At 56.8% G+C, this 21,740-nt stretch carries 22 protein-coding genes and 1 riboswitch; of the genes, 7 read left to right on the top strand and 15 right to left on the bottom strand.

Annotated features, from left to right (window positions below; translation table 11 throughout):
* The first annotated feature begins 13 nt into the window (after nucleotides 1-13).
* Nucleotides 14-931: a polyphosphate kinase 2 gene (gene ppk2 / locus EL29_RS03735; RefSeq protein WP_013025123.1), complete on the top strand. Its 918-nt coding sequence runs from the start codon at nucleotides 14-16 to the stop codon at nucleotides 929-931.
* Nucleotides 932-960: 29 nt separating this feature from the next.
* Here the strand turns inward: ppk2 and dusC are convergent, their stop codons facing one another.
* From dusC to EL29_RS03720, 3 genes are all read right to left on the bottom strand, one after another.
* Nucleotides 961-1,947 carry a tRNA dihydrouridine(16) synthase DusC gene (gene dusC / locus EL29_RS03730; protein WP_028714962.1) on the bottom strand — a complete coding sequence of 329 codons (987 nt, stop codon included), beginning with the start codon at nucleotides 1,945-1,947 and terminating at the stop codon, nucleotides 961-963.
* Between the two features lie 2 nt (nucleotides 1,948-1,949).
* Complete coding sequence (rhlE, locus tag EL29_RS03725; RefSeq protein WP_014593234.1) at nucleotides 1,950-3,299, bottom strand: ATP-dependent RNA helicase RhlE; 1,350 nt, start codon at nucleotides 3,297-3,299, stop codon at nucleotides 1,950-1,952.
* 223 nt (nucleotides 3,300-3,522) lie between these two features.
* On the bottom strand, nucleotides 3,523-3,915 hold the full coding sequence (locus EL29_RS03720) for a YbhQ family protein (protein WP_013025119.1): 393 nt from the start codon (nucleotides 3,913-3,915) through the stop codon (nucleotides 3,523-3,525).
* 177 nt (nucleotides 3,916-4,092) lie between these two features.
* Here EL29_RS03720 and EL29_RS03715 point away from each other — a divergent pair, with 177 nt between their 5' ends.
* Genes EL29_RS03715 through EL29_RS03705 form a run of 3 tightly spaced genes read left to right on the top strand, consistent with a single transcriptional unit; the run spans nucleotide 4,093 to nucleotide 7,060 of the window.
* Complete coding sequence (locus EL29_RS03715) at nucleotides 4,093-4,854, top strand: endonuclease/exonuclease/phosphatase family protein (protein ID WP_014593233.1); 762 nt, start codon at nucleotides 4,093-4,095, stop codon at nucleotides 4,852-4,854.
* Nucleotides 4,851-6,095, top strand: a complete 1,245-nt coding sequence (clsB, locus tag EL29_RS03710) for a cardiolipin synthase ClsB (protein WP_014606268.1) — start codon at nucleotides 4,851-4,853, stop codon at nucleotides 6,093-6,095. Before EL29_RS03715 ends, clsB begins: the two co-directional genes overlap by 4 nt.
* Entirely contained in the window at nucleotides 6,095-7,060 is a 966-nt protein-coding gene (locus tag EL29_RS03705) for a lysylphosphatidylglycerol synthase domain-containing protein (protein ID WP_028714961.1), read from the top strand. Before clsB ends, EL29_RS03705 begins: the two co-directional genes overlap by 1 nt.
* A gap of 41 nt (nucleotides 7,061-7,101) precedes the next feature.
* Here the strand turns inward: EL29_RS03705 and EL29_RS03700 are convergent, their stop codons facing one another.
* The 7 genes from EL29_RS03700 to moaA form a co-directional block, all read right to left on the bottom strand.
* A complete protein-coding gene (locus tag EL29_RS03700; RefSeq protein WP_014593230.1) occupies nucleotides 7,102-7,809 on the bottom strand; it encodes a Bax inhibitor-1/YccA family protein in 708 nt (235 codons plus the stop codon).
* 95 nt (nucleotides 7,810-7,904) lie between these two features.
* Entirely contained in the window at nucleotides 7,905-8,999 is a 1,095-nt protein-coding gene (locus tag EL29_RS03695) for a DUF1615 domain-containing protein (RefSeq protein ID WP_019106151.1), read from the bottom strand.
* A 223-nt stretch (nucleotides 9,000-9,222) separates the two neighbouring features.
* Nucleotides 9,223-9,675, bottom strand: coding sequence for a molybdopterin synthase catalytic subunit MoaE (moaE, locus tag EL29_RS03690; RefSeq protein ID WP_013025113.1), 453 nt, complete (start codon nucleotides 9,673-9,675; stop codon nucleotides 9,223-9,225).
* Complete coding sequence (gene moaD / locus EL29_RS03685) at nucleotides 9,676-9,921, bottom strand: molybdopterin synthase sulfur carrier subunit (RefSeq protein WP_019106149.1); 246 nt, start codon at nucleotides 9,919-9,921, stop codon at nucleotides 9,676-9,678.
* A complete protein-coding gene (moaC, locus tag EL29_RS03680) occupies nucleotides 9,914-10,399 on the bottom strand; it encodes a cyclic pyranopterin monophosphate synthase MoaC (RefSeq protein ID WP_014593226.1) in 486 nt (161 codons plus the stop codon). The genes moaD and moaC overlap by 8 nt, the downstream gene beginning before the upstream one ends.
* A 2-nt stretch (nucleotides 10,400-10,401) precedes the next feature.
* A complete protein-coding gene (gene moaB, locus EL29_RS03675) occupies nucleotides 10,402-10,917 on the bottom strand; it encodes a molybdenum cofactor biosynthesis protein B (protein WP_028714960.1) in 516 nt (171 codons plus the stop codon).
* Nucleotides 10,918-10,931: 14 nt separating this feature from the next.
* Nucleotides 10,932-11,921: a GTP 3',8-cyclase MoaA gene (gene moaA / locus EL29_RS03670; RefSeq protein ID WP_165971849.1), complete on the bottom strand. Its 990-nt coding sequence runs from the start codon at nucleotides 11,919-11,921 to the stop codon at nucleotides 10,932-10,934.
* A riboswitch (molybdenum cofactor riboswitch) is annotated at nucleotides 11,908-12,041 on the bottom strand. It overlaps the preceding gene by 14 nt.
* A gap of 201 nt (nucleotides 12,042-12,242) precedes the next feature.
* On the opposite strand from moaA, the gene EL29_RS03665 reads away from it, so the two are divergent.
* Nucleotides 12,243-13,148, top strand: a complete 906-nt coding sequence (locus EL29_RS03665; protein WP_028714959.1) for a gluconeogenesis factor YvcK family protein — start codon at nucleotides 12,243-12,245, stop codon at nucleotides 13,146-13,148.
* Between the two features lies 1 nt (nucleotide 13,149).
* On the opposite strand, the gene uvrB is transcribed toward EL29_RS03665, so the two are convergent.
* Nucleotides 13,150-15,171, bottom strand: a complete 2,022-nt coding sequence (gene uvrB / locus EL29_RS03660; RefSeq protein WP_013025107.1) for an excinuclease ABC subunit UvrB — start codon at nucleotides 15,169-15,171, stop codon at nucleotides 13,150-13,152.
* Nucleotides 15,172-16,047: 876 nt separating this feature from the next.
* Between uvrB and EL29_RS03655 the strand changes: the two genes are divergently transcribed.
* Nucleotides 16,048-16,770, top strand: a complete 723-nt coding sequence (locus EL29_RS03655; protein ID WP_028714958.1) for an ABC transporter ATP-binding protein — start codon at nucleotides 16,048-16,050, stop codon at nucleotides 16,768-16,770.
* Here EL29_RS03655 and bioD read toward each other — a convergent pair.
* From bioD to bioB, 4 genes are read right to left on the bottom strand one after another with little or no spacing between them, the layout of a single operon-like run.
* Nucleotides 16,756-17,445 (bottom strand): dethiobiotin synthase, encoded by a 690-nt coding sequence (gene bioD / locus EL29_RS03650; protein WP_014593221.1) that lies wholly within the window; start codon nucleotides 17,443-17,445, stop codon nucleotides 16,756-16,758. The two genes, EL29_RS03655 and bioD, sit on opposite strands and share 15 nt — an antisense overlap.
* Complete coding sequence (gene bioC, locus EL29_RS03645) at nucleotides 17,439-18,194, bottom strand: malonyl-ACP O-methyltransferase BioC (RefSeq protein WP_014606273.1); 756 nt, start codon at nucleotides 18,192-18,194, stop codon at nucleotides 17,439-17,441. Before bioC ends, bioD begins: the two co-directional genes overlap by 7 nt.
* Nucleotides 18,178-19,329 (bottom strand): 8-amino-7-oxononanoate synthase, encoded by a 1,152-nt coding sequence (gene bioF / locus EL29_RS03640; protein ID WP_013025103.1) that lies wholly within the window; start codon nucleotides 19,327-19,329, stop codon nucleotides 18,178-18,180. Before bioF ends, bioC begins: the two co-directional genes overlap by 17 nt.
* Nucleotides 19,329-20,360, bottom strand: a complete 1,032-nt coding sequence (bioB, locus tag EL29_RS03635) for a biotin synthase BioB (protein ID WP_013025102.1) — start codon at nucleotides 20,358-20,360, stop codon at nucleotides 19,329-19,331. The genes bioF and bioB overlap by 1 nt, the downstream gene beginning before the upstream one ends.
* 85 nt (nucleotides 20,361-20,445) lie before the next feature.
* On the opposite strand from bioB, the gene bioA reads away from it, so the two are divergent.
* Nucleotides 20,446-21,738: an adenosylmethionine--8-amino-7-oxononanoate transaminase gene (gene bioA, locus EL29_RS03630; protein ID WP_028714956.1), complete on the top strand. Its 1,293-nt coding sequence runs from the start codon at nucleotides 20,446-20,448 to the stop codon at nucleotides 21,736-21,738.
* Nucleotides 21,739-21,740 lie beyond the last annotated feature (2 nt).

The following is a 21,740-nucleotide window of genomic DNA, read 5'->3' as shown; positions in this document are numbered from 1 at the left end:
CAGGTGATTCGTTATGGCAACACACGATAACAGCTTCAACCGGGATACATTTAATCAGCGTCTGTTACAGGAGTTCTACGACAGCTACGATGAAGAACTGGAGATGGAACTCGACGACCTGCGTTTTGGCGAGACCACGCCTGACGGGAATGATGAGAAGGCCTGGCGTCGTCGCTATTTTCGCGAACTGCTGCACCTGCAGGGCGAACTGGTTAAGCTTCAGGACTGGGTGATGCGCACCGGCCATCGGCTGGTCATTCTGTTCGAAGGCCGCGACGCCGCCGGTAAAGGCGGTGTTATCAAACGCATCACGCAACGCCTTAACCCGCGCACCTGCCGGGTTGCCGCCCTGCCAGCGCCTAACGACCGCGAAAAAACCCAGTGGTATTTCCAGCGTTACATTGCTCATCTGCCCGCCGCCGGGGAAATGGTGCTGTTCGACCGGAGCTGGTACAACCGGGCGGGCGTGGAACGGGTGATGGGCTTTTGCAGTGAGGCTGACGTCGAGGAGTTCTATCGTAGCGTGCCGGAATTTGAAAAAATGCTGACCCGTAGCGGTATTCAAATCGTCAAATACTGGTTTTCCATTACGGACGAGGAGCAGGAACTGCGCTTTTTGAGCCGTATTCACGATCCGCTGAAGCAGTGGAAACTCAGCCCGATGGACCTGGAAAGTCGCCGCCGCTGGGAAGATTATACCGAAGCCAAAGAAGAGATGCTGAGCCGGACCCATATCCCGGATGCGCCCTGGTGGGTCGTTCAGGGCGTGGATAAAAAGCGTGCGCGACTGAACTGCATCAGCCACCTCTTGCAACAGGTGCCTTATGAAGACGCTACGCATGATGAAATTATTTTGCCACCGCGTGAACGGTCGCAGGATTACCGCCGTAATGACGTGCCGGACACGATGATCGTGCCTGAAAAGTATTAATGGCAAGCCAAGCGCGGCAGGACGCTGCGCTAACTTGTTTTCACCACACTGAAGGCTTCAGAGCTGGCCTGCTCTTGCAACCGGGCATAACGGTCGATGGCCGTGGCGATATCCTGGGATGATTTTAACGCGCGAATTTCACCGAACAGCTCACCGGCTTCAACGTAGGCTTTACGTAAATACCCGAGCCACTGTTTGATACGGGCAACATGGTACATGCCGGTATCGCCCTGTTTTTCCAGCCGGGTATATTTCTGCAACAGCGCCACCACCTCCGGCCAGGACATGGGCGCGTCATTGTATTTGATGACCCGACTCAGGTTAGGCACGTTAAGCGCGCCTCGGCCAATCATCACGGCATCACAACCGGTGGTCCGCAGGCAGTCCTGGGCCGTTTGCCAGTCCCAGATCTCGCCATTCGCGATAACCGGAATACGCAGGCGCTGACGGATGTCGCCGATGGCCTGCCAGTTGATCGCCTCGGCACGATAACCGTCTTCTTTGGTTCGACCATGCACCACCAGCTCGCTGGCGCCGGCCTGCTGTACCGCATCCGCAATTTCCATACTGCGCGCGCTGGAATCCCATCCCAGCCGCACCTTCACCGTGACGGGCAACGAAGCCGGTACCGCTGCCCGCATGGCTTTTGCCGCGCGATAGATTAAATCGGGATCTTTTAACAGCGTGGCACCGCCGCCGCTGCCGTTGACCAGCTTTGATGGACAACCACAGTTCAGATCAACGCCCCAGGAGCCCAGAGTAACCGCTCGTGCGGCGTTTTCCGCCAGCCAGTCCGGATGCTGCCCCAGCAGTTGCAGCCGGACCAGCGTACCCGAGGGCGTGCGGCTGGCATGGTGCAGTTCAGGGCAGAGTCGATAAAAGGATTTTACCGGCAAGAGTTGATCCACGACGCGCAAAAATTCTGTAATGCACAGATCGTAGTCGTTGACCTCCGTTAACAGCTGGCGCACCAGAGAATCCAGTACGCCTTCCATCGGTGCCAGTAAAACCCGCATTGTCAGGCGTTTCCGCTACGCTTAGGCGCTGGGCGACGTGGACGCGCGGCTGGCTTGTCAGACGGGCCCGCTGCCGGTCCCTGACGACGGGGCTGTGAACGCTTGTCCCCTTGCGGACGCGCAGCGCCTGCACCCTGTCCGCCCTGGCTGCGACCACGGCCGCGTGGCTGCTGTGACTGACGGCCATTCACGATAGGTTCCGCTTTGATGCTTGGATCCGGCTCATAGCCCGGTACGGCCAGACGCGGAATTTCACGCTTAAGCAGACGTTCAATATCGCGCAGCAGTTTGTGTTCATCCACGCACACCAGTGACAGTGCGACGCCGGTTGCCGCCGCACGGCCGGTACGACCAATACGATGCACATAGTCTTCCGCTACGTTTGGCAGCTCATAGTTTACGACGTGTGGGAGTTCTTCAATATCCAGGCCACGGGCCGCGATATCGGTGGCCACCAGCACGCGAATTGCGCCGGATTTAAAATCAGCCAGTGCGCGCGTACGTGCACCCTGACTCTTATTGCCGTGAATCGCCGCAGCGGTAATACCGTCTTTACCCAACTGTTCTGCAAGGTGGTTAGCCCCATGCTTGGTTCGGGTAAACACCAGCACCTGCTGCCAGTTACCTTCGCCGATCAGCTGCGACAGCAGTTCCCGTTTGCGTTTCTTATCAACAAAATGCACCTGTTGAGAAACCTGCTCCGAAGCGGTGTTGCGGCGTGCCACTTCCACCTGCTCCGGGTTATGCAGCAGTTTTTCTGCCAGGGTTTTAATCTCGTCCGAGAAGGTGGCAGAGAACAGCAGGTTCTGACGTTTGGCAGGCAGTTTTGCCAGCACACGGCGAATATCGTGGATGAAGCCCATATCGAGCATACGATCGGCCTCATCCAGAACCAGCACTTCCACCTGAGAGAGGTCAACGGCGTTCTGATGGACCAGGTCCAGTAAACGGCCCGGTGTTGCCACCAGAATATCGACCCCGCCGCGCAGCTTCATCATCTGCGGGTTAATGCTGACACCACCAAACACCACCAGCGAACGAAGCGGTAAATACTTACTGTATTCAACAACGTTTTCCCCGACCTGAGCGGCCAGTTCACGGGTAGGCGTGAGGATCAGCGCACGCACCGGACGACGTCCACGTACTGCGCCGGTATTCGCCGACAGCTTCTGTAGTAAAGGCAGCGTGAATCCGGCCGTTTTGCCGGTGCCGGTCTGCGCACTTGCCAGCAGATCGCGGCCGGACAGCACCACAGGAATCGCCTGGCGCTGGATAGGAGTCGGTTCGCTGTAGCCTTGCTCAGCAACCGCACGCAAAATATCGGCACTCAGGCCGAGAGAGTCAAAAGACATGACGAGTATTACTCCGGTCCACTCTGACCGTGTTTCACGGTGTAGTTTTCAGAGGGATAGTGACGCCAGCTGACGCTGACGCGTGAAAAGGGTGCAAACTACGATGCATAAGCGGCGGAGTGTAACAGCTTTAACGTTCCTGTGCGAGATAGCTCACAATTGATTACAAACGGCCTAAACAACAAAGCCACCTTACGGTGGCTTTGGTTATCGGACGGTTCAGTTAACTGCGTTTTTTCTCAATGCGTCGTGCAGGCTCTTTGGCCAGCAGAGAAACCAGTGCCGGGCCCAGTAGCATAACCATGCCCAGGCTGGCCAGCAGCAGATTGTTGTGGAAAATGCGAGAGACCAGGAACAGCGTCATCATCGCAGCGCCGAAGTAGTAGGTGGTCGTCGCCTCTTCGAGGTAATCACCGAGGGTACGCAAACGGGCACTACGCTGCGTGATCAGCATGGCGATAAACACCCCTGCATACGTCACCACCAGGGTACTGCACACTTCGACCAGTGCTTTGTGTTTCCAGCCCCATACCAGCGCGGCAATCACCAGCAGGTGCATAGCGATATGGGCCCAGGTTTGACCGGTAATAATTTGAAAGCGATTAGACAATTTCATTTTTTCTCCTGCAGACCTGGCGGGTTGCCTGAATGCAACCGGATCCGGCCAGGGACGGTTTCATCAATGTAAAGCAAATATCAGATAACGCCTTATTTATTCCTCTTCTTCACCCTCCATTTGTGACAAAGACTACACTTTGTGGTTGATGAAGATGAAAAGGAGCGCGTCGCGAGTATGCCACAAATCCAGCAAGGATTTTCATTTAAAGTCCTGACGATCAATACCCATAAAGGTTTTGCCCCGTTTAACCGACGCTTCATCTTGCCAGAATTGCGCGAAGCCGTACGCGCAACGTCGGCAGATATCGTCTTGTTGCAGGAGGTGATGGGAACACATGACATCCATCCTCTGCAACATGAAAACTGGCCCAATACCTCACATTACGAGTTTCTGGCTGACACCATGTGGAATGATTTTGCCTATGGGCGTAACGCAGTCTATCCGGAAGGACACCACGGCAATGCCGTGCTGTCGCGCTTTCCCATTGCCGAATATCAGAACCGCGATGTCTCGGTGGCCGGTAGTGAAAACCGGGGCATGCTGCACTGCCAGATTACGCTCCCCGCGCCCTACGGTACGCTGCACGTTATCTGCGTTCACCTGGGTCTGAAAGCGGCCCACCGTCGCGCCCAAATGGCAATGCTGAACGAGATGGTGCTGGCCCTGCCGCCGGATGCGCCCGTGGTGGTGGCTGGCGATTTTAACGACTGGCAGGGACGCGCCAATAAAATCCTGCAAAAAGGGGCCGGGCTAAAAGAGGTATTCAGCATCAAACATGGGCGACCGGCACGCACCTTCCCGGCCCGCTTTCCTCTTCTAAGACTGGATCGTATTTATGTTCGCAACGCCACGGTGAGTCATCCCTGGGCGCTGCCGCGTAAACCCTGGTCACACCTTTCCGATCACGCGCCGCTGGCGGTGGAGATCCATCTATGAATTTTGACTGGCAAAACGGCAATAAACTGCGCCTGCTGGAAAATGGGGATACGTTTTTCCCCCGGGTTTTTGGCGCAATTCAGCGTGCCGAGCGCAGTGTGCTGTTGGAAACCTTTATCCTGTTTGAAGACGATGTCGGTAACGCTTTACACCGCGAGTTGCTGGCCGCAGCACAGCGCGGCGTCAAGGTTGAAATGATGGTGGATGGTTACGGATCGTCGGAGCTGTCAGACGACTTTGTGAACAGCCTTACCCAGGCGGGCGTCCGTTTTATTTACTACGATCCGCGTCCGCTGGTGATGGGCATGCGTACCAACGTCTTTCGCCGCCTGCATCGCAAAACCGTGGTGGTTGACGGGGTTATCGCCTTTGTCGGCGGGATTAATTTCTCCGCCGAGCACTACACCGACTATGGCCCTGAAGCCAAACAGGATTACACCGTTGAGGTGAAAGGACCGGTAGTGGCGGATATTACCCGCTACCTGCAAGAGGCAATCGGCAGTCAGGCCACCACCCGCCGCTGGTGGGGACAGCGTTCACATCGTCCGGCTAAGAACGCCCTGCCCGGCGACGCGCAGGTGCTCTTCGTGTATCGCGATAATGATGATCACCGGGACGATATTGAACAGCACTATCTGGATATGCTGCGCAGTGCCAAACAGGACGTGATTATCGCGAATGCCTATTTTTTCCCCGGCTACCGACTGTTGCGGGAAATGCGCAATGCGGCACAGCGCGGGGTTCGGGTGCGTTTGATTGTGCAGGGCGAGCCCGATATGCCGATTGTGAAAGTGGGCGCAGAGCTGCTCTATAACTATCTGGTGGATGCTGGCGTGGAGGTCTACGAATACTGCCGTCGTCCGCTGCACGGTAAAGTGGCGGTGAAAGATCAGCAGTGGGCGACGGTCGGCTCCAGCAACCTCGATCCCTTAAGTTTATCGCTAAACCTCGAAGCGAACCTGATCATTCACGATCGCCACTTTAATGAGACATTACGCGACAATCTTGAGCATTTACTGGCAGAAGATTGCCAGCGCGTTCAGGAGGATAAACTGCCGCCGCGTAACTGGTGGCAGTTGTCGAAAAGCGTCGTAGTGTTCCACTTCCTGCGCCACTTTCCTGCAATCGCCGGCTGGCTGCCGGCACACACGCCAAAACTGGCCCAGGTTGACCCGCCCGTGCAGCCTGAAATGGAGACGCAAGATCGCGTCGAAGCCAACAATGAAGGAGCGAAATCCTGATGGCAAACACGCATCCGCGCTGGAAACTGGCAAAAAAAATACTCACCGGCCTGTTCTTCGTGGCCGTCATTGTGCTGCTGGTCATCTATGCACGCATGGTGAACTGGGATGACGTCTATAAAGTTATCGTCAACTACAACCGTTTTGTGGTGCTGACCGCCGCAGGCCTGGTGATCGTCAGTTACCTCGTGTATGGCTGTTACGACCTGATCGGTCGCGCCTACTGCGGTCATAAACTGGCCAGGCGCCAGGTGATGCTGGTGTCGTTTATCTGCTATGCCTTTAACCTCACCCTCAGTACCTGGGTTGGCGGCGTGGCTATGCGCTATCGGCTGTACTCACGCCTTGGCCTGGACAGCGGTACCATTACGCGCATTTTCTCACTCAGCATTGCCACCAACTGGCTGGGCTATATCCTGCTGGCGGGCGTCGTTTTCAGCGCGGGCATGGTTTCCATTCCCAGCGGCTGGTTTATTGGCGAAACCACGCTACGGCTGATCGGGGTTGTCTTGCTGGTGCTGGTCGCCTTCTACCTCTGGTCCTGTGCCTTTTCAAAACGTCGCCGCTGGACGGTCAAAGGCCAGACGTTACAGCTGCCTTCATTACGTATGGCGCTGTTTCAGTTTGCCGTTTCCTGTGCCAACTGGATGGTGATGGGCACCATTATCTGGTTGCTACTGGGCCGGGATGTGGGCTATCCGATGGTGCTGGGGGTTTTATTGATCAGCAGTATCGCTGGCGTGATTATTCATATTCCGGCGGGGATTGGCGTGCTTGAGGCGGTGTTTTTAGCGCTGTTGAGCGGCGAAGATCTTTCTCACGGTACCATTATTGCCGCCCTGCTGGCCTACCGGGTGCTCTACTTTATTTTGCCCCTGCTGCTGGCGCTGGTGCTGTACCTGGGGCTGGAGAGTCGCGCTAAGCATATGCGGCATAAAAACGAACAGAAACTGCAGAAGTCGTAACCGGGGAGCGGCTGCTCTGGCAAACCAGAGCAGCCCGTTTTTTAGCGGCGATTGCCGAAAATACGCAGCAGCATCAGGAACAGGTTGATGAAGTCAAGGTAGAGCGTCAGCGCGCCCATGATCGAGTAGCGACGCAGGTTTTCCGTGTCGCGCGCATCAATCTGCTCGCCAATGTTTTTCAGTTTCTGCGTGTCATAGGCCGTCAGGCCCACAAACACCACCACGCCAATGTAGGTAATCGCCCACATCAACGCCGGGCTTTTCAGCCAGAAGTTCACCAGCGATGCCAGCAGAATACCGATCAGCGCCATAAACAGCAGGCTGCCCAGGCGGCTCAGATCGCGCTTGGTGGTGTAGCCATAGAAGCTCATGGCACCAAACATCCCCGCCGTGACAAAGAACGTACTGGCAATGGAGGAATAGGTGTACACCAGGAAGATGCTGGCCATGGTTAACCCGGTCAGGGCCGAATAGAGCATAAATAACCCTGTCGCTACGGCACCGCTCAGGCGATGGACCATGCCAGAGAGGAAGAACACCAGCGCCAGCTGCACAATAATCAGGCCGAAGAAGGTAATGCGGTTTGCAAACACCAGCTCCATCACCGCCGGCGTGCGGGCGGCAAACCAGGAGACAAACGCGGTGAGTAATAAACCACAGGTCATCCAGCCATAAACCTGTGCCATGTAAGCCTGCAACCCGCGAGATGCAGGCTGAACTATTGAATCATTCTGTGGATATCGGTCCATGATGCACCTCTTGTTGAACAAATGGGTTATTCCCCTGACAGGGGAGCCTGGTTAAGTGTGGCACAGCTCTGTTCAACTGCGCCACAACGCCGTGCTTATTGACGTGACATGCACTGCTGATAACGACCGTCCACGCGCTGAGCAAACCACGCGGTGGTTAAATTGCGGGTGATTTTAGGACTTTCAAGCTTAATGCCCGGCAACATTTCACGGGGCAGGCGCCGTCCGGCCATTTTATCTGCCAGCGCAAAGACCTGCTTCCACACGTCGCTGTTACTGAATTCGGCCTTTTCGCCCTGCTCAAGATCGTCGCGAATTTCGCTGTTGCTCATATCCAGGCGTTTCGCCAGGGTGCGCACCGCCAGCTCCGTCGATCCCGCCTTGTCTGAGCCGTACTGAATGAGATCGCCATCCAGCGCCAGTTTCATGCCTGTCGCACGAGAGACTGCCGCCTGGAAAGCGGCATTGCGGCTGGCGTACCAGCCCGCGTTATAGTCCGCAAAGCGGTAAAGTGGCTTGCTGTAATCGGTGGGATAACCGAGCAGGTGCATCGTGCCGAAATAAACGCCGCCATGGCGGGTGAAAACCTCACGGCGGATGGAGCCGTCAACCGGCCATGGGTAGCCTTTGGCATGGGCTTCGGCAAACGCGATGCTCACCTGCATCGGCCCGCCGGTATGCACAGGGTTAAGGTTGCCAAACAACGTCTGCCCCATGGGCACCATCTCGATAAAGTCATCGAAAATATCGCTCAGATCTTTTTCACTTTTGGCTTTATCCAGCCGCGCGGCATAGCTTTCGCCGTTGCTGGATTTGATGAGCAGCGCTGTGCGCACTAAAAACGCCGGCACGTGAACCTTCGCCGCGCGGCGGTCGATCTCGTCCCAGGCAATTTTTGACATGCCGGGCACGTTACCGCTGGCGTCAAAACCCGACTCCTGTCCCGCTACGGCAATGACCGCGCACAGGTTGCTGTCGCTGGCCTCAAGCCCCTGGGTGCGGAATGAGGTATAGATATCCTCCGCCCAGCCTGATTTGTTACTGACGTTGGCAGGCAGCAGGCGTTGGATCTGCGCTTTGACATCCTCAGGCTGCTTTGCAGGCGCTTCCGGCGTTTTTTTACTGCTACAGCCCGCCAGGATCAGCACGGCAAGCAGCGTCAGGCGTTTGGGTAAAGAAGTGAATGACATACCTGTCCTCTGAGGGGAAAAAGAGTAGCTTAACACTGCCCCGCTTCGCAGAGCAGGGTGGATTATCTGAACTCAGGTTATCGCTTTTCGCGCAACTGGCGGAAAAGGGATCTGTGATGTCAACGCGCTGGACGGTGACGTGATGCCGTTGCAACGCGACGAGGGCGGCGGCGAGCACGCGTAGGGAAAGATCCGGTTTGCCCCCGCAGCGCAACGCTCGCCCCTAATCCCAGCGCTGAGCGGCCTCATGATCGCTGTTGCGCGCATCCACCCAGCGGTCGCCCTGTTCGGTGGTTTCACGTTTCCAGAACGGAGCACGGGTTTTCAGGTAGTCCATAATAAACTCCGCGGCGGCAAACGCGCTGCTGCGGTGTGCGCTGGTGACGCCAACAAACACAATTTCATCGCCGGGGAAGAGTTCACCAATGCGGTGAATCACGGAAACCCGCTGCAGCGGCCAGCGCTGGCGTGCGTCATCAATGATTTCCTGCAGCGCCTTTTCCGTCATGCCGGGATAATGCTCCAGCGTCAGGGCCGCCACATCATCTCCCAGATTATGATTGCGCACTTTGCCGGTAAAGGTCACCACAGCGCCGTCTTCTGGACATCCTGCCAGCCACTGGTACTCCTGAGCCATATCAAAGGCAGCCGGGCCCACCCGAATTTGCGTGTCCATTTATCCTCCCGTCACCGGCGGAAAAAAGGCCACTTCATCGCCGTCCTGCAGGGGATGATGCAGTGCGGTGAGCGTCTGGTTAACTGCGGCGAGTAAACGTTCGCTGTCCAAGGCCAACGCCCAGCGTTCGCCCCGCTGCGCCAGAGCAGCCCGCAGCGCCGCCACATCGGGGTAATCCGGAGCCAGGGTGAGCGAATCGGTGCCCACCAGTTCCCGCACCTGAGCAAAAAACAGCACCTTAATCATGGGCAACCGCCTGAAAATCGCCGCTTTTGCCGCCGCTTTTGTGCAGCAGGCGCAGTTGGTCGATGACAATGTCTTTTTGTACCGCCTTGCACATGTCATAGATGGTCAGCGCGGCTACGGAGGCCGCCGTCAGGGCTTCCATTTCTACCCCGGTTTTCCCGGTGAGCCGACACAGTGACGTAATGCGCACCCGGTTCCACGCTGGCTCAGCCACCAGCGCGACTTCCACTTTGCTCAGCATCAGCGGATGGCAAAGGGGGATCAGCTCCCACGTGCGTTTTGCCGCCTGAATACCGGCGATGCGCGCCGTCGCGAACACGTCACCTTTGTGGTGACTGCCCTCAATAATCATCTGTAAGGTTTCCGGCTTCATCAGCACCAGCACTTCAGCCTGTGCCTCGCGCACGGTGTCGTTTTTAGCGGAAACATCCACCATATGGGCTTCGCCAGCGGCGTTAATGTGGGTAAGTTGTGACATGCTCAAAGCTTCTTTAAATGAGTAACAAAGTTGCAGGGACGCGTACGGGCATCCAGTTGCTCGGCGATGATGCGCTCCCAGGCGCTGGTACAGGCCGATGTCGAGCCGGGAACCGCGAAAATTAACGTCTGGTTTGCCAGACCGGCGACCGCGCGGGACTGTAACGTCGAACCGCCGATGTCTTCATAGGAAATCATGCGAAACAGCTCGCCAAAGCCTTCGATTTCCCGATCGAACAGCGGCAGGAGCGCCTCAGGGGTGCTGTTTTTCAGGTTCAAGCCGGTGCCGCCGTTGACGATAACCACCTGAACGTCTTCACTGGCAATCCAGCGTGAGACAATAGCCCGAATGCGGTAAAGATTGTCGGGCACGATGGCGTGGTCGATGACGCTGTGTCCGGCTTCGGCCGCGGCCTCACGCAGATAATCCCCGGACGTATCATTACTGGCATCACGGCTGTCTGAGACCGTCAGCGTGGCAAGCTGTAACGGTTGAAACGCGCTGGCTGGTTTACCCATATTTGCTCCTGCAATTAACCGCCAATGTAAGAAAGATTCTGTGTGATACCGGTATTCCCCTGCAACAGAAAATGCGTCTGTTTTTTCTGGCCCAGGCTGCTGGCGATGCGCGCCTGCAATTCATCTTGCTGATCGTCGGACGCCAGTAAATCACGCAGCGGAATACCGCCATCGCCAAACAGACACAGGTGCAGGTTACCCTGAGCGGAAACCCGCAGGCGGTTACAGCTGGCGCAAAAATCTTTGGAATACGGCATGATCAGTCCGATTTCACCCACGTAATCCGGATGATAAAACACCTGCGCCGGGCCATCGCTGCGGCCGCTGATACGGCGCTGCCAGCCCTGCGCGAGAAGTCGATCGCGGATCACCTCGCCCGACACGTGCTGCTCGCGAAACAGCGCACCGCCCTCACCGGTTTCCATCAGCTCAATAAAACGCAGTTGAATGGGGCGCGTACGGATCCAGTCAAGAAAGGTCGTGAGATTATGGCTGTTGACGTCGCGCATCAGCACGCTGTTCACTTTGACCTGGCTGAAGCCGGCCTCAAAGGCCGCATCGATCCCGGCCATCACCTGGTGGAATTTATCCTGACCGGTTATGGCATGAAACTGGCGTGCATCAAGGCTGTCCACGCTGACGTTCAGGGCGGTGAGTCCGGCATCGCGCCACTGCTTAACGTCACGCGCCAGCCGGTAACCATTGGTGGTGACGGCGATGTGGCGGATAGCCGCGTTTTCTCTGACCGCCGCAATGATGTCGGTAAAGTCGCGACGTAATGAGGGTTCACCGCCGGTCAGGCGCACTTTCTCCGTGCCCGCCGCCGCGAAGGCGCGCGTGACCCGACGAATTTCATCCAGCGAGAGAAAACTTTTATTGCGGATACCGTTTGGCTGATAGCCATCGGGCAGGCAATAGGTACAACGGAAGTTGCATACATCCGTGACCGACAGGCGCAAATAGTAAAATTTGCGCGCAAATGCATCAGTAAATTGTGACACCAGAACACCTTTCCAATTCGGGAGATGCAGTCATTTCTTCCTGCACCCTGGTAGCGCGTAGGCTACGGCCTGAATCCCCTATCCACCGACGTAGGCATTCAGGCTTGAGTGTACGTTAACCGGCTGGTCAACGCGGTATACAGATGGTAGCGCGATTAGTGGCGATGCGCCATCCACGGCTTTTACTCTGTGTGCTTCATAACGTTAACTTTCACCGTATTTCGCTCACAGGATAAGTTAAAATACCCGGTAAGCATTGACGTAAATTACCCCCCGTCTGCATCAACCGGGCCGCTGGCCGGCGCAGACGTGAAAAGGAGAAGTATGAATCGAACACTGGCGGACCTGGATCGCGTGGTGGCCTTAGGTGGCGGACACGGATTAGGACGCGTGATGTCGGCCCTGTCCCCTCTGGGTTCACGCCTCACAGGCATTGTGACCACGACAGACAACGGTGGCTCCACGGGCCGCATTCGTCGCGCAGAAGGTGGCATCGCCTGGGGCGACCTGCGTAACTGTATTAACCAGCTGATCACGGAGCCGAGCGTGGCCTCCGCCATGTTCGAATATCGCTTTACCGGCAACGGTGAACTGGCCGGACACAATCTGGGTAACCTGATACTGAAAGCGCTGGATCACCTTAGCGTGCGGCCGCTGGAAGTGGTCAACATCATCAGAAACCTGTTGAAAGTTGACGCCTTTTTAATCCCCATGTCAGAGCATCCGGTTGATTTAGTTGCAACCGATAGCGAGGGCAACGCGGTGTATGGGGAAACCGCTATCGACGCCATGCAGCTTCCACCGCAGGAACTGATGCTGCATCCTGCCGTGCTGCCCACCCGCGAGGCGCTCGATGCTGTTGCAGAAGCCGATCTCATTCTGATTGGACCGGGCAGCTTTTACACCAGCCTGATGCCCATTCTGCTCATGAAAGAGATGGCGCAGGCATTACGCCGGACGCCCGCTAACATGGTGTTTATCGGCAACCTGGGCCGCGAGTTGAGTCCTGCGGCGGCAACGCTTACCGTGGCCGACAAACTGGCGATGATGGAGCACTACATTGGCAAGCGGGTGATCGACGCGATCGTAGTTGGCCCGTCCACGGACGTCAGCCGGGTGGAAAACCGCCTGATTATTCGTGAACCGCTGGAGGCCGCCGATATCAAGTACCGCCACGACCGCCAACTGCTGCGCGCCGCGCTGGAGCACGCCGTTCAGGGATTTAACTGAATCAGGACACCGCAATAAACAATGTGCGCAATTCCTGCAGCTGATCGCGCAGGCCCGCCGCCTGTTCGAACTCCAGGTTTTGCGCATGTTGCTGCATCTGCCCTTCCAGCTCGTGGATCTTTTTCTGCAACGCCTGGGGGGACAACGCCAGGTAATCGGCGTCTGCCTCAGCGGCATTGCGCTTAGCGGGCTTGGCTTTACCACGCGTTTTCACCACGTTATTGCCCAGTTCCAGGATATCGGTGATTTTCTTGTTCAGGCCCTGAGGCACGATGCCGTTTTCTTCGTTATGCCGCTGCTGCTTCTCACGGCGGCGTTCCGTTTCTTCAATCGCTCTGGCCATTGAAGGCGTGATCTTGTCGCCATACAGAATCGCTTTACCGTTAATATTACGTGCCGCACGACCAATGGTTTGAATCAGCGAACGCTCCGAACGCAGGAAGCCCTCTTTGTCCGCATCCAGAATGGCCACCAGCGATACCTCAGGCATGTCCAGCCCTTCTCGCAACAGGTTGATCCCAACCAGTACGTCAAATTTGCCCAGGCGCAGGTCACGAATGATTTCCATTCTTTCCACCGTGTCGATATCCGAGTGCAGATAGCGCACCTTTTCACCGTGTTCTTCAAGGTACTCTGTCAGATCTTCCGCCATGCGTTTAGTCAGGACGGTCACCAGGACGCGCTCGTTGATCGTAACGCGCTGGCGGATCTCAGACAGTAAATCATCAACCTGCGTCGCCACGGGGCGGACCTCAAGAATCGGATCCAGCAGGCCGGTTGGACGCACCACCTGATCGATGACCTCGTCGCCGGATTTCTCCAGCTCATATTTGCCCGGCGTTGCCGACACATAGATCGTCTGAGGGGCCAGCGCTTCAAACTCTTCGAACTTCATCGGACGGTTATCAAGCGCCGAAGGCAGTCGGAAACCGTACTCTACCAACGTCTCTTTACGTGCACGGTCGCCACGATACATGCCGCCAATTTGGGGAATCGTGACGTGGGACTCATCCACCACCAGCAGGCCATCTGCGGGGAGATAGTCAAACAGCGTAGGCGGCGCCTCTCCCGGCCCACGGCCCGACAGGTAACGCGAGTAGTTTTCGATGCCGGAGCAGTAGCCCAGCTCGCCCATCATCTCCAGATCAAACTGGGTGCGCTGAGTGATGCGCTGCTCTTCCAGCAGTTTGTTGTTTTCCAGCAGGGTTTTACGCCGGTCGGCCAGTTCAACCTTGATGTCTTCCATGGCCTGCAGAATGCGCTCACGCGGCGTAACGTAGTGCGTTTTCGGATAGATGGTAAAACGCGGTACAACCGATTCAACCTGCCCGGTGAGCGGATCAAACAGGGACAGGCGCTCGACCTCTTCGTCAAATAACTCCACCCGCAGTGCCATATCATCGGACTCTGCCGGAAAAATATCGATGACCTCGCCACGCACCCGGAAGGTGCCGCGCTGAAACGCCTGGTCGTTGCGCGTGTACTGCAGCTCTGACAAGCGACGCAGAATGCTGCGCTGGTCGATGATCATACCGCGCGTCAGGTGCAGCATCATTTTCAGATAAAGATCGGGATCGCCCAGACCGTAAATGGCCGACACTGAGGCAACGACGATAACATCACGCCGCTCCAGTAATGCTTTAGTGGCGGAAAGACGCATCTGCTCGATGTGTTCGTTAACCGAGGCGTCTTTTTCGATAAAGGTGTCAGAGCTTGGGACATAGGCTTCAGGCTGGTAGTAATCGTAATAGGAGACAAAAAACTCCACCGCGTTGTCCGGGAAAAACTCCTTCATCTCACCATACAGCTGGGCCGCCAGCGTTTTGTTCGGTGCCAGCACCATGGTGGGCCGGTTAAGATCGGCGATCACGTTAGCCACGGTAAAGGTTTTACCCGATCCGGTAACGCCTAATAGCGTCTGGTGCGCCAGGCCATCTTCCAGTCCGGCTTCAAGACGACGGATCGCCTCTGGCTGATCGCCGGAAGGCTTGAAAGCGGAGTTCAGTTTAAAATCTTTACTCATGAATGCGGTTCCTGCAGATGAAAGACGGCGGGCAGCCCATTATTTTACTCTGCTATGGCGATTTTGCCAGAAAATAATACTGGATATAATAACAGTGTTGATGCACAGTAACGGCAACCACTTTACGCTTGACTCTTTGACATTATCGCGCGCGCTAACCGGATTCTGTTGCGCAAGGTTATCCCCAAGCCCGATATTGATTTAACATTTGTCAAGCATGTGTCATAAAATTGCAGTTTGATGAATCGGCCCCAATCCGGCAGGCTTGTTTTTTGCTAAGTCACTGAATTAATGTCGTTACTTTAAAAAGCCCAGATTCTCATCATCGGATTACCAGGCCCCGTATTTCCTCGCTTCCAACCTGTTTTCATTACCTAATACACAAGGTTATCCACAGGAATAGTGGATAACTAATGACAGCCCTTTGCACATCGGCTGTGTATAATTTTTTTCACTCTCCTTTGGGCGATAAAAAAATATTTTTTTTCGCTTATTTTCTGACGCTAACGGGTAGTGATTTAGCTATCAGCGCAATCCGTGCCTTGATCGGCGACAAGTGCGTCTCACTTTTCTTTTTTTCATTGCCCCATTAACGAGCAGGTGCACTTCCCGGCTTCATGAACCTGCACCAACGCTGTACCGCGTAAGCGTCCTGACATGGAATTGTTAACTTTTATTTATCTTTAAACAGGGTGATTTTCGCTGGTTAGCCCCGACTCCACTCGCCGTTGAGACTCTGGCCTGGTAATTGCATGCTCTCTCATCTGAGTGTTACAGGCAGTAGCCGCGTGAAATGCGCCGCTATCTCATTAGAGCGATTTACCAGAAATGAACGGCGAAAGCATTCAGGTTAATTATCTGGAAGGAGCGCGTCAGATGCTAAGTTTACGGTCGGTGAATCAGTTTTACGGTAAAAATCATATTCTCTGGAATGTGGATCTTGATCTGCCTCCCGGCACCTGCACCGGCATACTGGGACGCCCCGGTATGGGAAAAACCACGCTGGTGAACTGCATTATGGGCAAGCTACCGATTAACAGCGGGACGATCAGCTGGCAGCAGGATGGCTCGCCGCCGGAAGACCTGCTCTCGCAGCCTGCTGAGCTGCGGGCCCGACAGGGGATCGGGTTTGTTCCGCAGGGGCGCCACATTTTTACTCAGATGAGCGTTGAGGATAATTTACTGATTGCCTTACTGGCAGGTGCACAGGCGAATGACACTTATCGGGCGATCCCGGAAATGATCTTTGATCTGTTACCCGCGCTCTATTCGCTGCGTCAGCAGCGCAGCGGCGACCTGCCGGTCTATCAGCAGCAGCAGTTGGCACTGGCCCGTGCGCTGGTGCTGCAGCCCCGCCTGTTGATTCTGGATGAGCCCGCCGACGGCATGGCGCCCTGGCTGGAAGAAGAGATGGGGAATCTGATTCGTCGCCTTAATCGTGACTACGGCCTGACGATTCTGCTGCTTGAACAGCGCGTCTCGCTGATTCGCCGCGTGGCTGACAACTTTCTCCTGCTGCATCGCGGGCGCAATGTAGCACAGGGTAACGTCGCCCAGCTGGATGACGCGACCCTGGAGAAGTGGTTAACGGTGGCCTGATCGATCCGGCAGCGTCAGATAATGTCCACAGTTTGCCTGCTGGTCTTCCTGGGTTAGCCAGGGGATCACGCCCAGGCAAGGTGCAGGAAGCCGCTGCGTTAAGGCCGCCAGGTAGGCCTGATAACGCTGGCCGGGTGGCTGTACCGTATTGGCGATCCAGCCCGCCAGGTGCAGGCCGCGTGCGCGAATCGCATCGGCAGTCAGCATGGCATGATTGATACATCCCAGCTTGACGCCCACCACCAAAATGACCGGTAGCTGCTCCTCCTCGACCCAGTCTGCATAGGTTTGCGTCTCAGAAAGCGGCGTGTACCAGCCGCCCGCACCTTCCACCAAAATCCATTCTGCCAGCGGCTCAAGTTCCCGCAGCCCCGCCGACAGCGTGGCAAACTCAATCGGTCTGCCCTCATCCGCGCTGGCGATATGAGGTGAAGTCGGCTCCATAAACGCCAGTGGATTGACCTGTTCGTAGCGCAGCGGGACGTTGCTGTAACGCTGTAAGGTCAGCGCATCACTGTTGCGCACGCCTGCTGCGGTGAGCTCGCAGCCTGAGGCCACAGGTTTATAGCCCGCACTGCGGTAGCCTGCGGCGGTGGCAGCCTGCAGCAGCGCCGCACTGGCAACCGTTTTACCGACTTCGGTGTCGGTGCCGGTAACAAACCAGCGATTCAACATTGTGTCACTCCAAACATAAGATGGTAACTGAGGCGGAAACCCTGCTCATCCCGCGGCCAGTGGGCTTCGAGCTGAGCAAGACGCTGGCGCGTTAATACGCAGCCAGACCGTCCGGTATGCAGATGCGTTGCCCCGATGCCCTTCAGGGAGCGCATTGCACTCAGCGCATCGGGAAAATGCAGGGTAAGGGTTTGCGCATGGCAGCGCAGACGCTGTGTTTCACAGGCGGCAGCAATCTCCTGTGCAGGCAAAAAGCGGTTCGCATGGAGACGGCCATCCACCTGTGACCAGGCCTGATGCACTTCGTGCAGAGAGCCCGCGCTCAGGGTGGAAAACAGCAGGCAGCCGCCAGGCCTGAGTACCCGGTTAAACTGCATCAGCGCCGCCTGAAGATTCTCGCTCCACTGCACCACCAGATTGCTCCATACGAGGTCAACAGACTGGTCTGCCAGTGGCAGAGCATCAATATCGCCAGCCAGATAGTGATGCGCGGCCCCGTTTTGCCGGGCCTGTTGCAGCATCTGCGGGGAAAGATCCAGCGCCGTGACCTCTTTACCCCGATCGCGCCATATCCGGCTGTACCAGCCGGTTCCGCATCCGGCATCCAGCAGTTGCAAACCGCTGTGCGCTGGCACCTGCGCCAGTAGCGCGTCCCCGCTCAGCCGCTGGAGTTCAGCATAGTGATCATACTGAGATGCGGCGCGGCCAAATGCCCGTGCAACCGCGCCTTTATCAACCTGCAGCGTCATACAGCGCCTCCAGCAGGGCATCAATATCCTCTGGCTCATGGACGGCGGTAAGCGTGATGCGCAGACGGGCCGTGCCCGGCGGCACGGTCGGCGGACGGATCGCACTGACCCAGCAGCCCGCCCTGGCCAGGCGCGCAGACAGCGCCAGCGCCTCGCCGTTATCCCCGACGATTAATGGCTGAATGGCGCTGGACGACGCCATAAGTTGCCAGGGCAACGAGGCCGCGCCGTGCCGGAAATGGGCGATATTACGCGCGAGACGTTGACGGCGGTCATCACCCGCCTGCACCTGTTTCAGCGACGCTAACAGCGCACTGGCCTGGGCTGGCGGCATCGCCGTGGAGTAAATCAGATGACGGGAAAATTGCACAAAGTAATCGGCGGTCGCCTCATCACACAACAGCGCGGCCCCGCTTACGCCAAAGGCTTTGCCAAAGGTCACCACCAGCAGGTCGGGTTTCATGCCCTGTGCCCAACAGCTGCCACGTCCCTGCTCGCCCGTCACCCCTATGCCGTGCGCATCATCGACCAGCAAACAGGCACCGGCATGTTTCGCCCGGTCGGCGATCGCCTGAAGGGGCGCGCTGTCGCCGTCCATACTGAAAACCCCTTCGGTTACCACCAGCGTTTGCCCTTCGCAGGGCGCATCGAGGCGCTTAGCCAGACTGAGAGGATCGTTATGGGTAAAGCGGCGCAGCTGAGCAGGGCTTTGGCTGGCGGCCTCCAGCAGCGAAGCATGCGTCAGTTTGTCGGCCAGAATGCGGTCATTTTTCTCTGCCAGCAGGTGAATCACCGCCTGATTCGCTGCAAAGCCGGAAATAAACAGCAGCGCGCGCGAATAGCCCAGCCAGTCTGCCAGCTGTGCTTCCAGCTCGGCATGTAAACGATGAAAACCGGTTACATGGCCCGATGCACCCGCACCGGCACCGGCCTCGTCCACGCCTTGTTGCCAGCCCGCCATGACGGCGGGATGCTGGCTCAGCCCAAGATAATCGTTACTGGAGAAATGGCGAAAGGTCTGACCGGCATGGCGGATCAGGCGCGTCTGATTCTCTTCTATCACGCGCCGTTCGCGCCAGCCATCTTCAGCACGGCGCTGTATCAGCGCCTGCTGGATGCGTTGCTGCCAGCTCATTACAGCGCCGCGTTATAGAATGTTTCTGTATCGGCATGAAGCAGTTGCTCACTTAACTGCTGCTGCTGAGCATTGTCGCCGTTTGCGGTCTGCGTATGCTCAGGATTCAGCCCCAGCTTACGGAACAGCAACATATCTTTGTCTTCTTCCGGGTTCGGCGTCGTCAGCAGCTTGCAACCGTAAAAAATGGAGTTTGCCCCGGCCATAAAGCACATCGCCTGGGTTTGCTCGTTCATCTGCTCACGGCCTGCGGACAGGCGAACATGCGAGGTGGGCATCATGATGCGCGCCACGGCGATGGTGCGGATAAAGTCGAACGGTTCAACGTCATCATTGTCTGCCAGCGGCGTGCCTTTCACCTTCACCAGCATGTTGATGGGCACACTTTCAGGCGGCGTCGGCAGGTTAGCCAGCTGTACCAGCAGTCCGGCACGGTCGTTTACGGTTTCACCCAGGCCCACAATCCCGCCCGAACAGACCTTGATGCCGGCATCACGCACTTTCCCCAGCGTATCCAGTCGTTCCTGATAGCTGCGCGTGGTGATGATATTGCCGTAAAACTCCGGTGAGGTGTCCAGATTGTGATTATAGAAATCCAGTCCGGCACTGCCTAAACGCTGCGCCTGACTGTCGCTCAACGTGCCAAGCGTCATGCAGGTTTCCATGCCCATCGCTTTGACGCCTTCGACCATCTTTTCCAGGTAGGGCATATCGCGATCGCTGGGGTTTTTCCATGCCGCCCCCATGCAGAAGCGGCTGGAGCCTGCGGCTTTGGCTTTTTGCGCGGAACGCAGTACCTCATCCACTTCCATCAGTCGCTCAGATTCCAGGCCCGTCTTGTAGCGGGCGCTTTGCGGGCAATATTTGCAGTCTTCCGGGCAGGCACCGGTTTTAATCGACAGCAGTGTGCTGACCTGCACCTGACGTGGATCGAAGTGCTGGCGGTGCACCTGTTGCGCTTCAAACATCAGTTCAAGAAATGGCCGATCAAACAGCGCCTGGGCCTGAGCCAGAGTCCAACGTTGTGACATTACTTACTCCAAAAAAGGTGTCATCCCGACAGTTAACGTGGTTATACTTGTAAACTAAATCTTTTTATTTTGGTTTACAACTCCGATGTTTACTTCTCAGGACGCTGAATTTGATCGCCAGCATATCTGGCATCCCTACACCTCAATGCAGCAGCCGCTGCCCTGCTATCCGGTTGTTGCGGCACAGGATTATCATCTGCAGCTGGCAGATGGTCGTACCCTGGTGGACGGAATGTCGTCCTGGTGGGCGGCGATACATGGCTATAACCATCCGCGCCTGAATCGCGCCCTGCAACAGCAGATGGGGCAGATGTCCCACGTGATGTTTGGCGGCATTACCCATCCTGCCGCGGTGGCGTTGTGTCGTCAGCTGGTCTCGATGACGCCAGACGCGCTGGAATGTGTATTTCTGGCCGATTCCGGCTCGGTCGCCGTTGAAGTCGCGATGAAAATGGCGCTGCAATACTGGCTTGGGCGAGGCGAGACGCGTCAGCAATTTTTGACGCTCAAACGCGGTTATCACGGCGATACCTTTGCCGCGATGTCGGTATGCGATCCGGATAATTCCATGCACAGCCTGTGGCGCGGCTACCTGCCGGAACACCATTTCGCCGCGGCGCCGCAGTGCGGTTTTGATGACGAGTGGGATGCGCGTGATGCAGAGGATTTTATCCGGCTGATCCAGCAGCATCGGGGGCAGCTGGCCGCGGTGATTCTGGAACCCATCGTTCAGGGTGCCGGGGGAATGCGTTTTTACCATCCGCGCTATTTGCAGTGTGTACGAGAAGCCTGTGATCGCTACGGCATTCTGCTGATCGCCGATGAGATCGCAACCGGCTTTGGCCGCACCGGTACGCTGTTCGCCTGCGAACATGCGGCGATTTCACCGGACATCATGTGCGTAGGCAAAGCCCTGACCGGCGGCACGATGAGCCTCGCCGCTACCCTCACCACCCGTGACGTGGCCGATACCATCAGCCTCAGTCCGGCGGGCTGCTTTATGCACGGCCCCACCTTTATGGGCAATCCGCTGGCGTGCGCGGTGGCGTCAGAAAGCCTGGCGATGGTGCAGGAAGGTGACTGGCGTCAGCAGGTTGCGGCGATCGAGCGTCAGCTGCGTGGCGCGCTGCTGCCCCTGCGTCACGCGCCCGCGGTGGCTGACGTGCGCGTGCTGGGAGCCATTGGCGTGGTGGAAACGCATCAACCGGTCAATATGGCGGCGCTGCAACAGTTCTTTGTCAGTCAGGGCGTCTGGATTCGCCCTTTTGGCCGCCTGATTTATCTGATGCCGCCTTATATCATCTCCCCTGAGGCGCTGGATAAGCTGGTCAATGCGATTGGGGCGGCACTGGAGCAGCCCGCTCACTTTCTTTCTTAATG

Origin of the sequence: Pantoea ananatis LMG 2665, assembly GCF_000710035.2 — a bacterium.
Lineage (GTDB): Bacteria > Pseudomonadota > Gammaproteobacteria > Enterobacterales > Enterobacteriaceae > Pantoea > Pantoea ananatis.
This window is presented reverse-complemented; position numbering and strand designations above follow the sequence as displayed.

Excerpts from the sequence above, each read along its gene's own strand:
- moaC (WP_014593226.1), bottom strand. The coding sequence starts at position 10,399 with ATGTCACAACTTACCCACATTAACGCCGCTGGCGAAGCCCATATGGTG.
- bioA (WP_028714956.1), top strand. The coding sequence starts at position 20,446 with ATGTTTACTTCTCAGGACGCTGAATTTGATCGCCAGCATATCTGGCAT.
- rhlE (WP_014593234.1), bottom strand. The coding sequence starts at position 3,299 with ATGTCTTTTGACTCTCTCGGCCTGAGTGCCGATATTTTGCGTGCGGTT.
- EL29_RS03665 (WP_028714959.1), top strand. The coding sequence starts at position 12,243 with ATGAATCGAACACTGGCGGACCTGGATCGCGTGGTGGCCTTAGGTGGC.
- EL29_RS03720 (WP_013025119.1), bottom strand. The coding sequence starts at position 3,915 with ATGAAATTGTCTAATCGCTTTCAAATTATTACCGGTCAAACCTGGGCC.
- EL29_RS03655 (WP_028714958.1), top strand. The coding sequence starts at position 16,048 with ATGCTAAGTTTACGGTCGGTGAATCAGTTTTACGGTAAAAATCATATT.
- EL29_RS03715 (WP_014593233.1), top strand. The coding sequence starts at position 4,093 with ATGCCACAAATCCAGCAAGGATTTTCATTTAAAGTCCTGACGATCAAT.
- bioC (WP_014606273.1), bottom strand. The coding sequence starts at position 18,194 with ATGACGCTGCAGGTTGATAAAGGCGCGGTTGCACGGGCATTTGGCCGC.
- moaD (WP_019106149.1), bottom strand. The coding sequence starts at position 9,921 with ATGATTAAGGTGCTGTTTTTTGCTCAGGTGCGGGAACTGGTGGGCACC.
- moaE (WP_013025113.1), bottom strand. The coding sequence starts at position 9,675 with ATGGACACGCAAATTCGGGTGGGCCCGGCTGCCTTTGATATGGCTCAG.
- ppk2 (WP_013025123.1), top strand. The coding sequence starts at position 14 with ATGGCAACACACGATAACAGCTTCAACCGGGATACATTTAATCAGCGT.
- bioD (WP_014593221.1), bottom strand. The coding sequence starts at position 17,445 with ATGTTGAATCGCTGGTTTGTTACCGGCACCGACACCGAAGTCGGTAAA.
- EL29_RS03705 (WP_028714961.1), top strand. The coding sequence starts at position 6,095 with ATGGCAAACACGCATCCGCGCTGGAAACTGGCAAAAAAAATACTCACC.
- uvrB (WP_013025107.1), bottom strand. The coding sequence starts at position 15,171 with ATGAGTAAAGATTTTAAACTGAACTCCGCTTTCAAGCCTTCCGGCGAT.
- EL29_RS03695 (WP_019106151.1), bottom strand. The coding sequence starts at position 8,999 with ATGTCATTCACTTCTTTACCCAAACGCCTGACGCTGCTTGCCGTGCTG.
- clsB (WP_014606268.1), top strand. The coding sequence starts at position 4,851 with ATGAATTTTGACTGGCAAAACGGCAATAAACTGCGCCTGCTGGAAAAT.
- EL29_RS03700 (WP_014593230.1), bottom strand. The coding sequence starts at position 7,809 with ATGGACCGATATCCACAGAATGATTCAATAGTTCAGCCTGCATCTCGC.
- bioF (WP_013025103.1), bottom strand. The coding sequence starts at position 19,329 with ATGAGCTGGCAGCAACGCATCCAGCAGGCGCTGATACAGCGCCGTGCT.
- dusC (WP_028714962.1), bottom strand. The coding sequence starts at position 1,947 with ATGCGGGTTTTACTGGCACCGATGGAAGGCGTACTGGATTCTCTGGTG.
- moaB (WP_028714960.1), bottom strand. The coding sequence starts at position 10,917 with ATGGGTAAACCAGCCAGCGCGTTTCAACCGTTACAGCTTGCCACGCTG.
- bioB (WP_013025102.1), bottom strand. The coding sequence starts at position 20,360 with ATGTCACAACGTTGGACTCTGGCTCAGGCCCAGGCGCTGTTTGATCGG.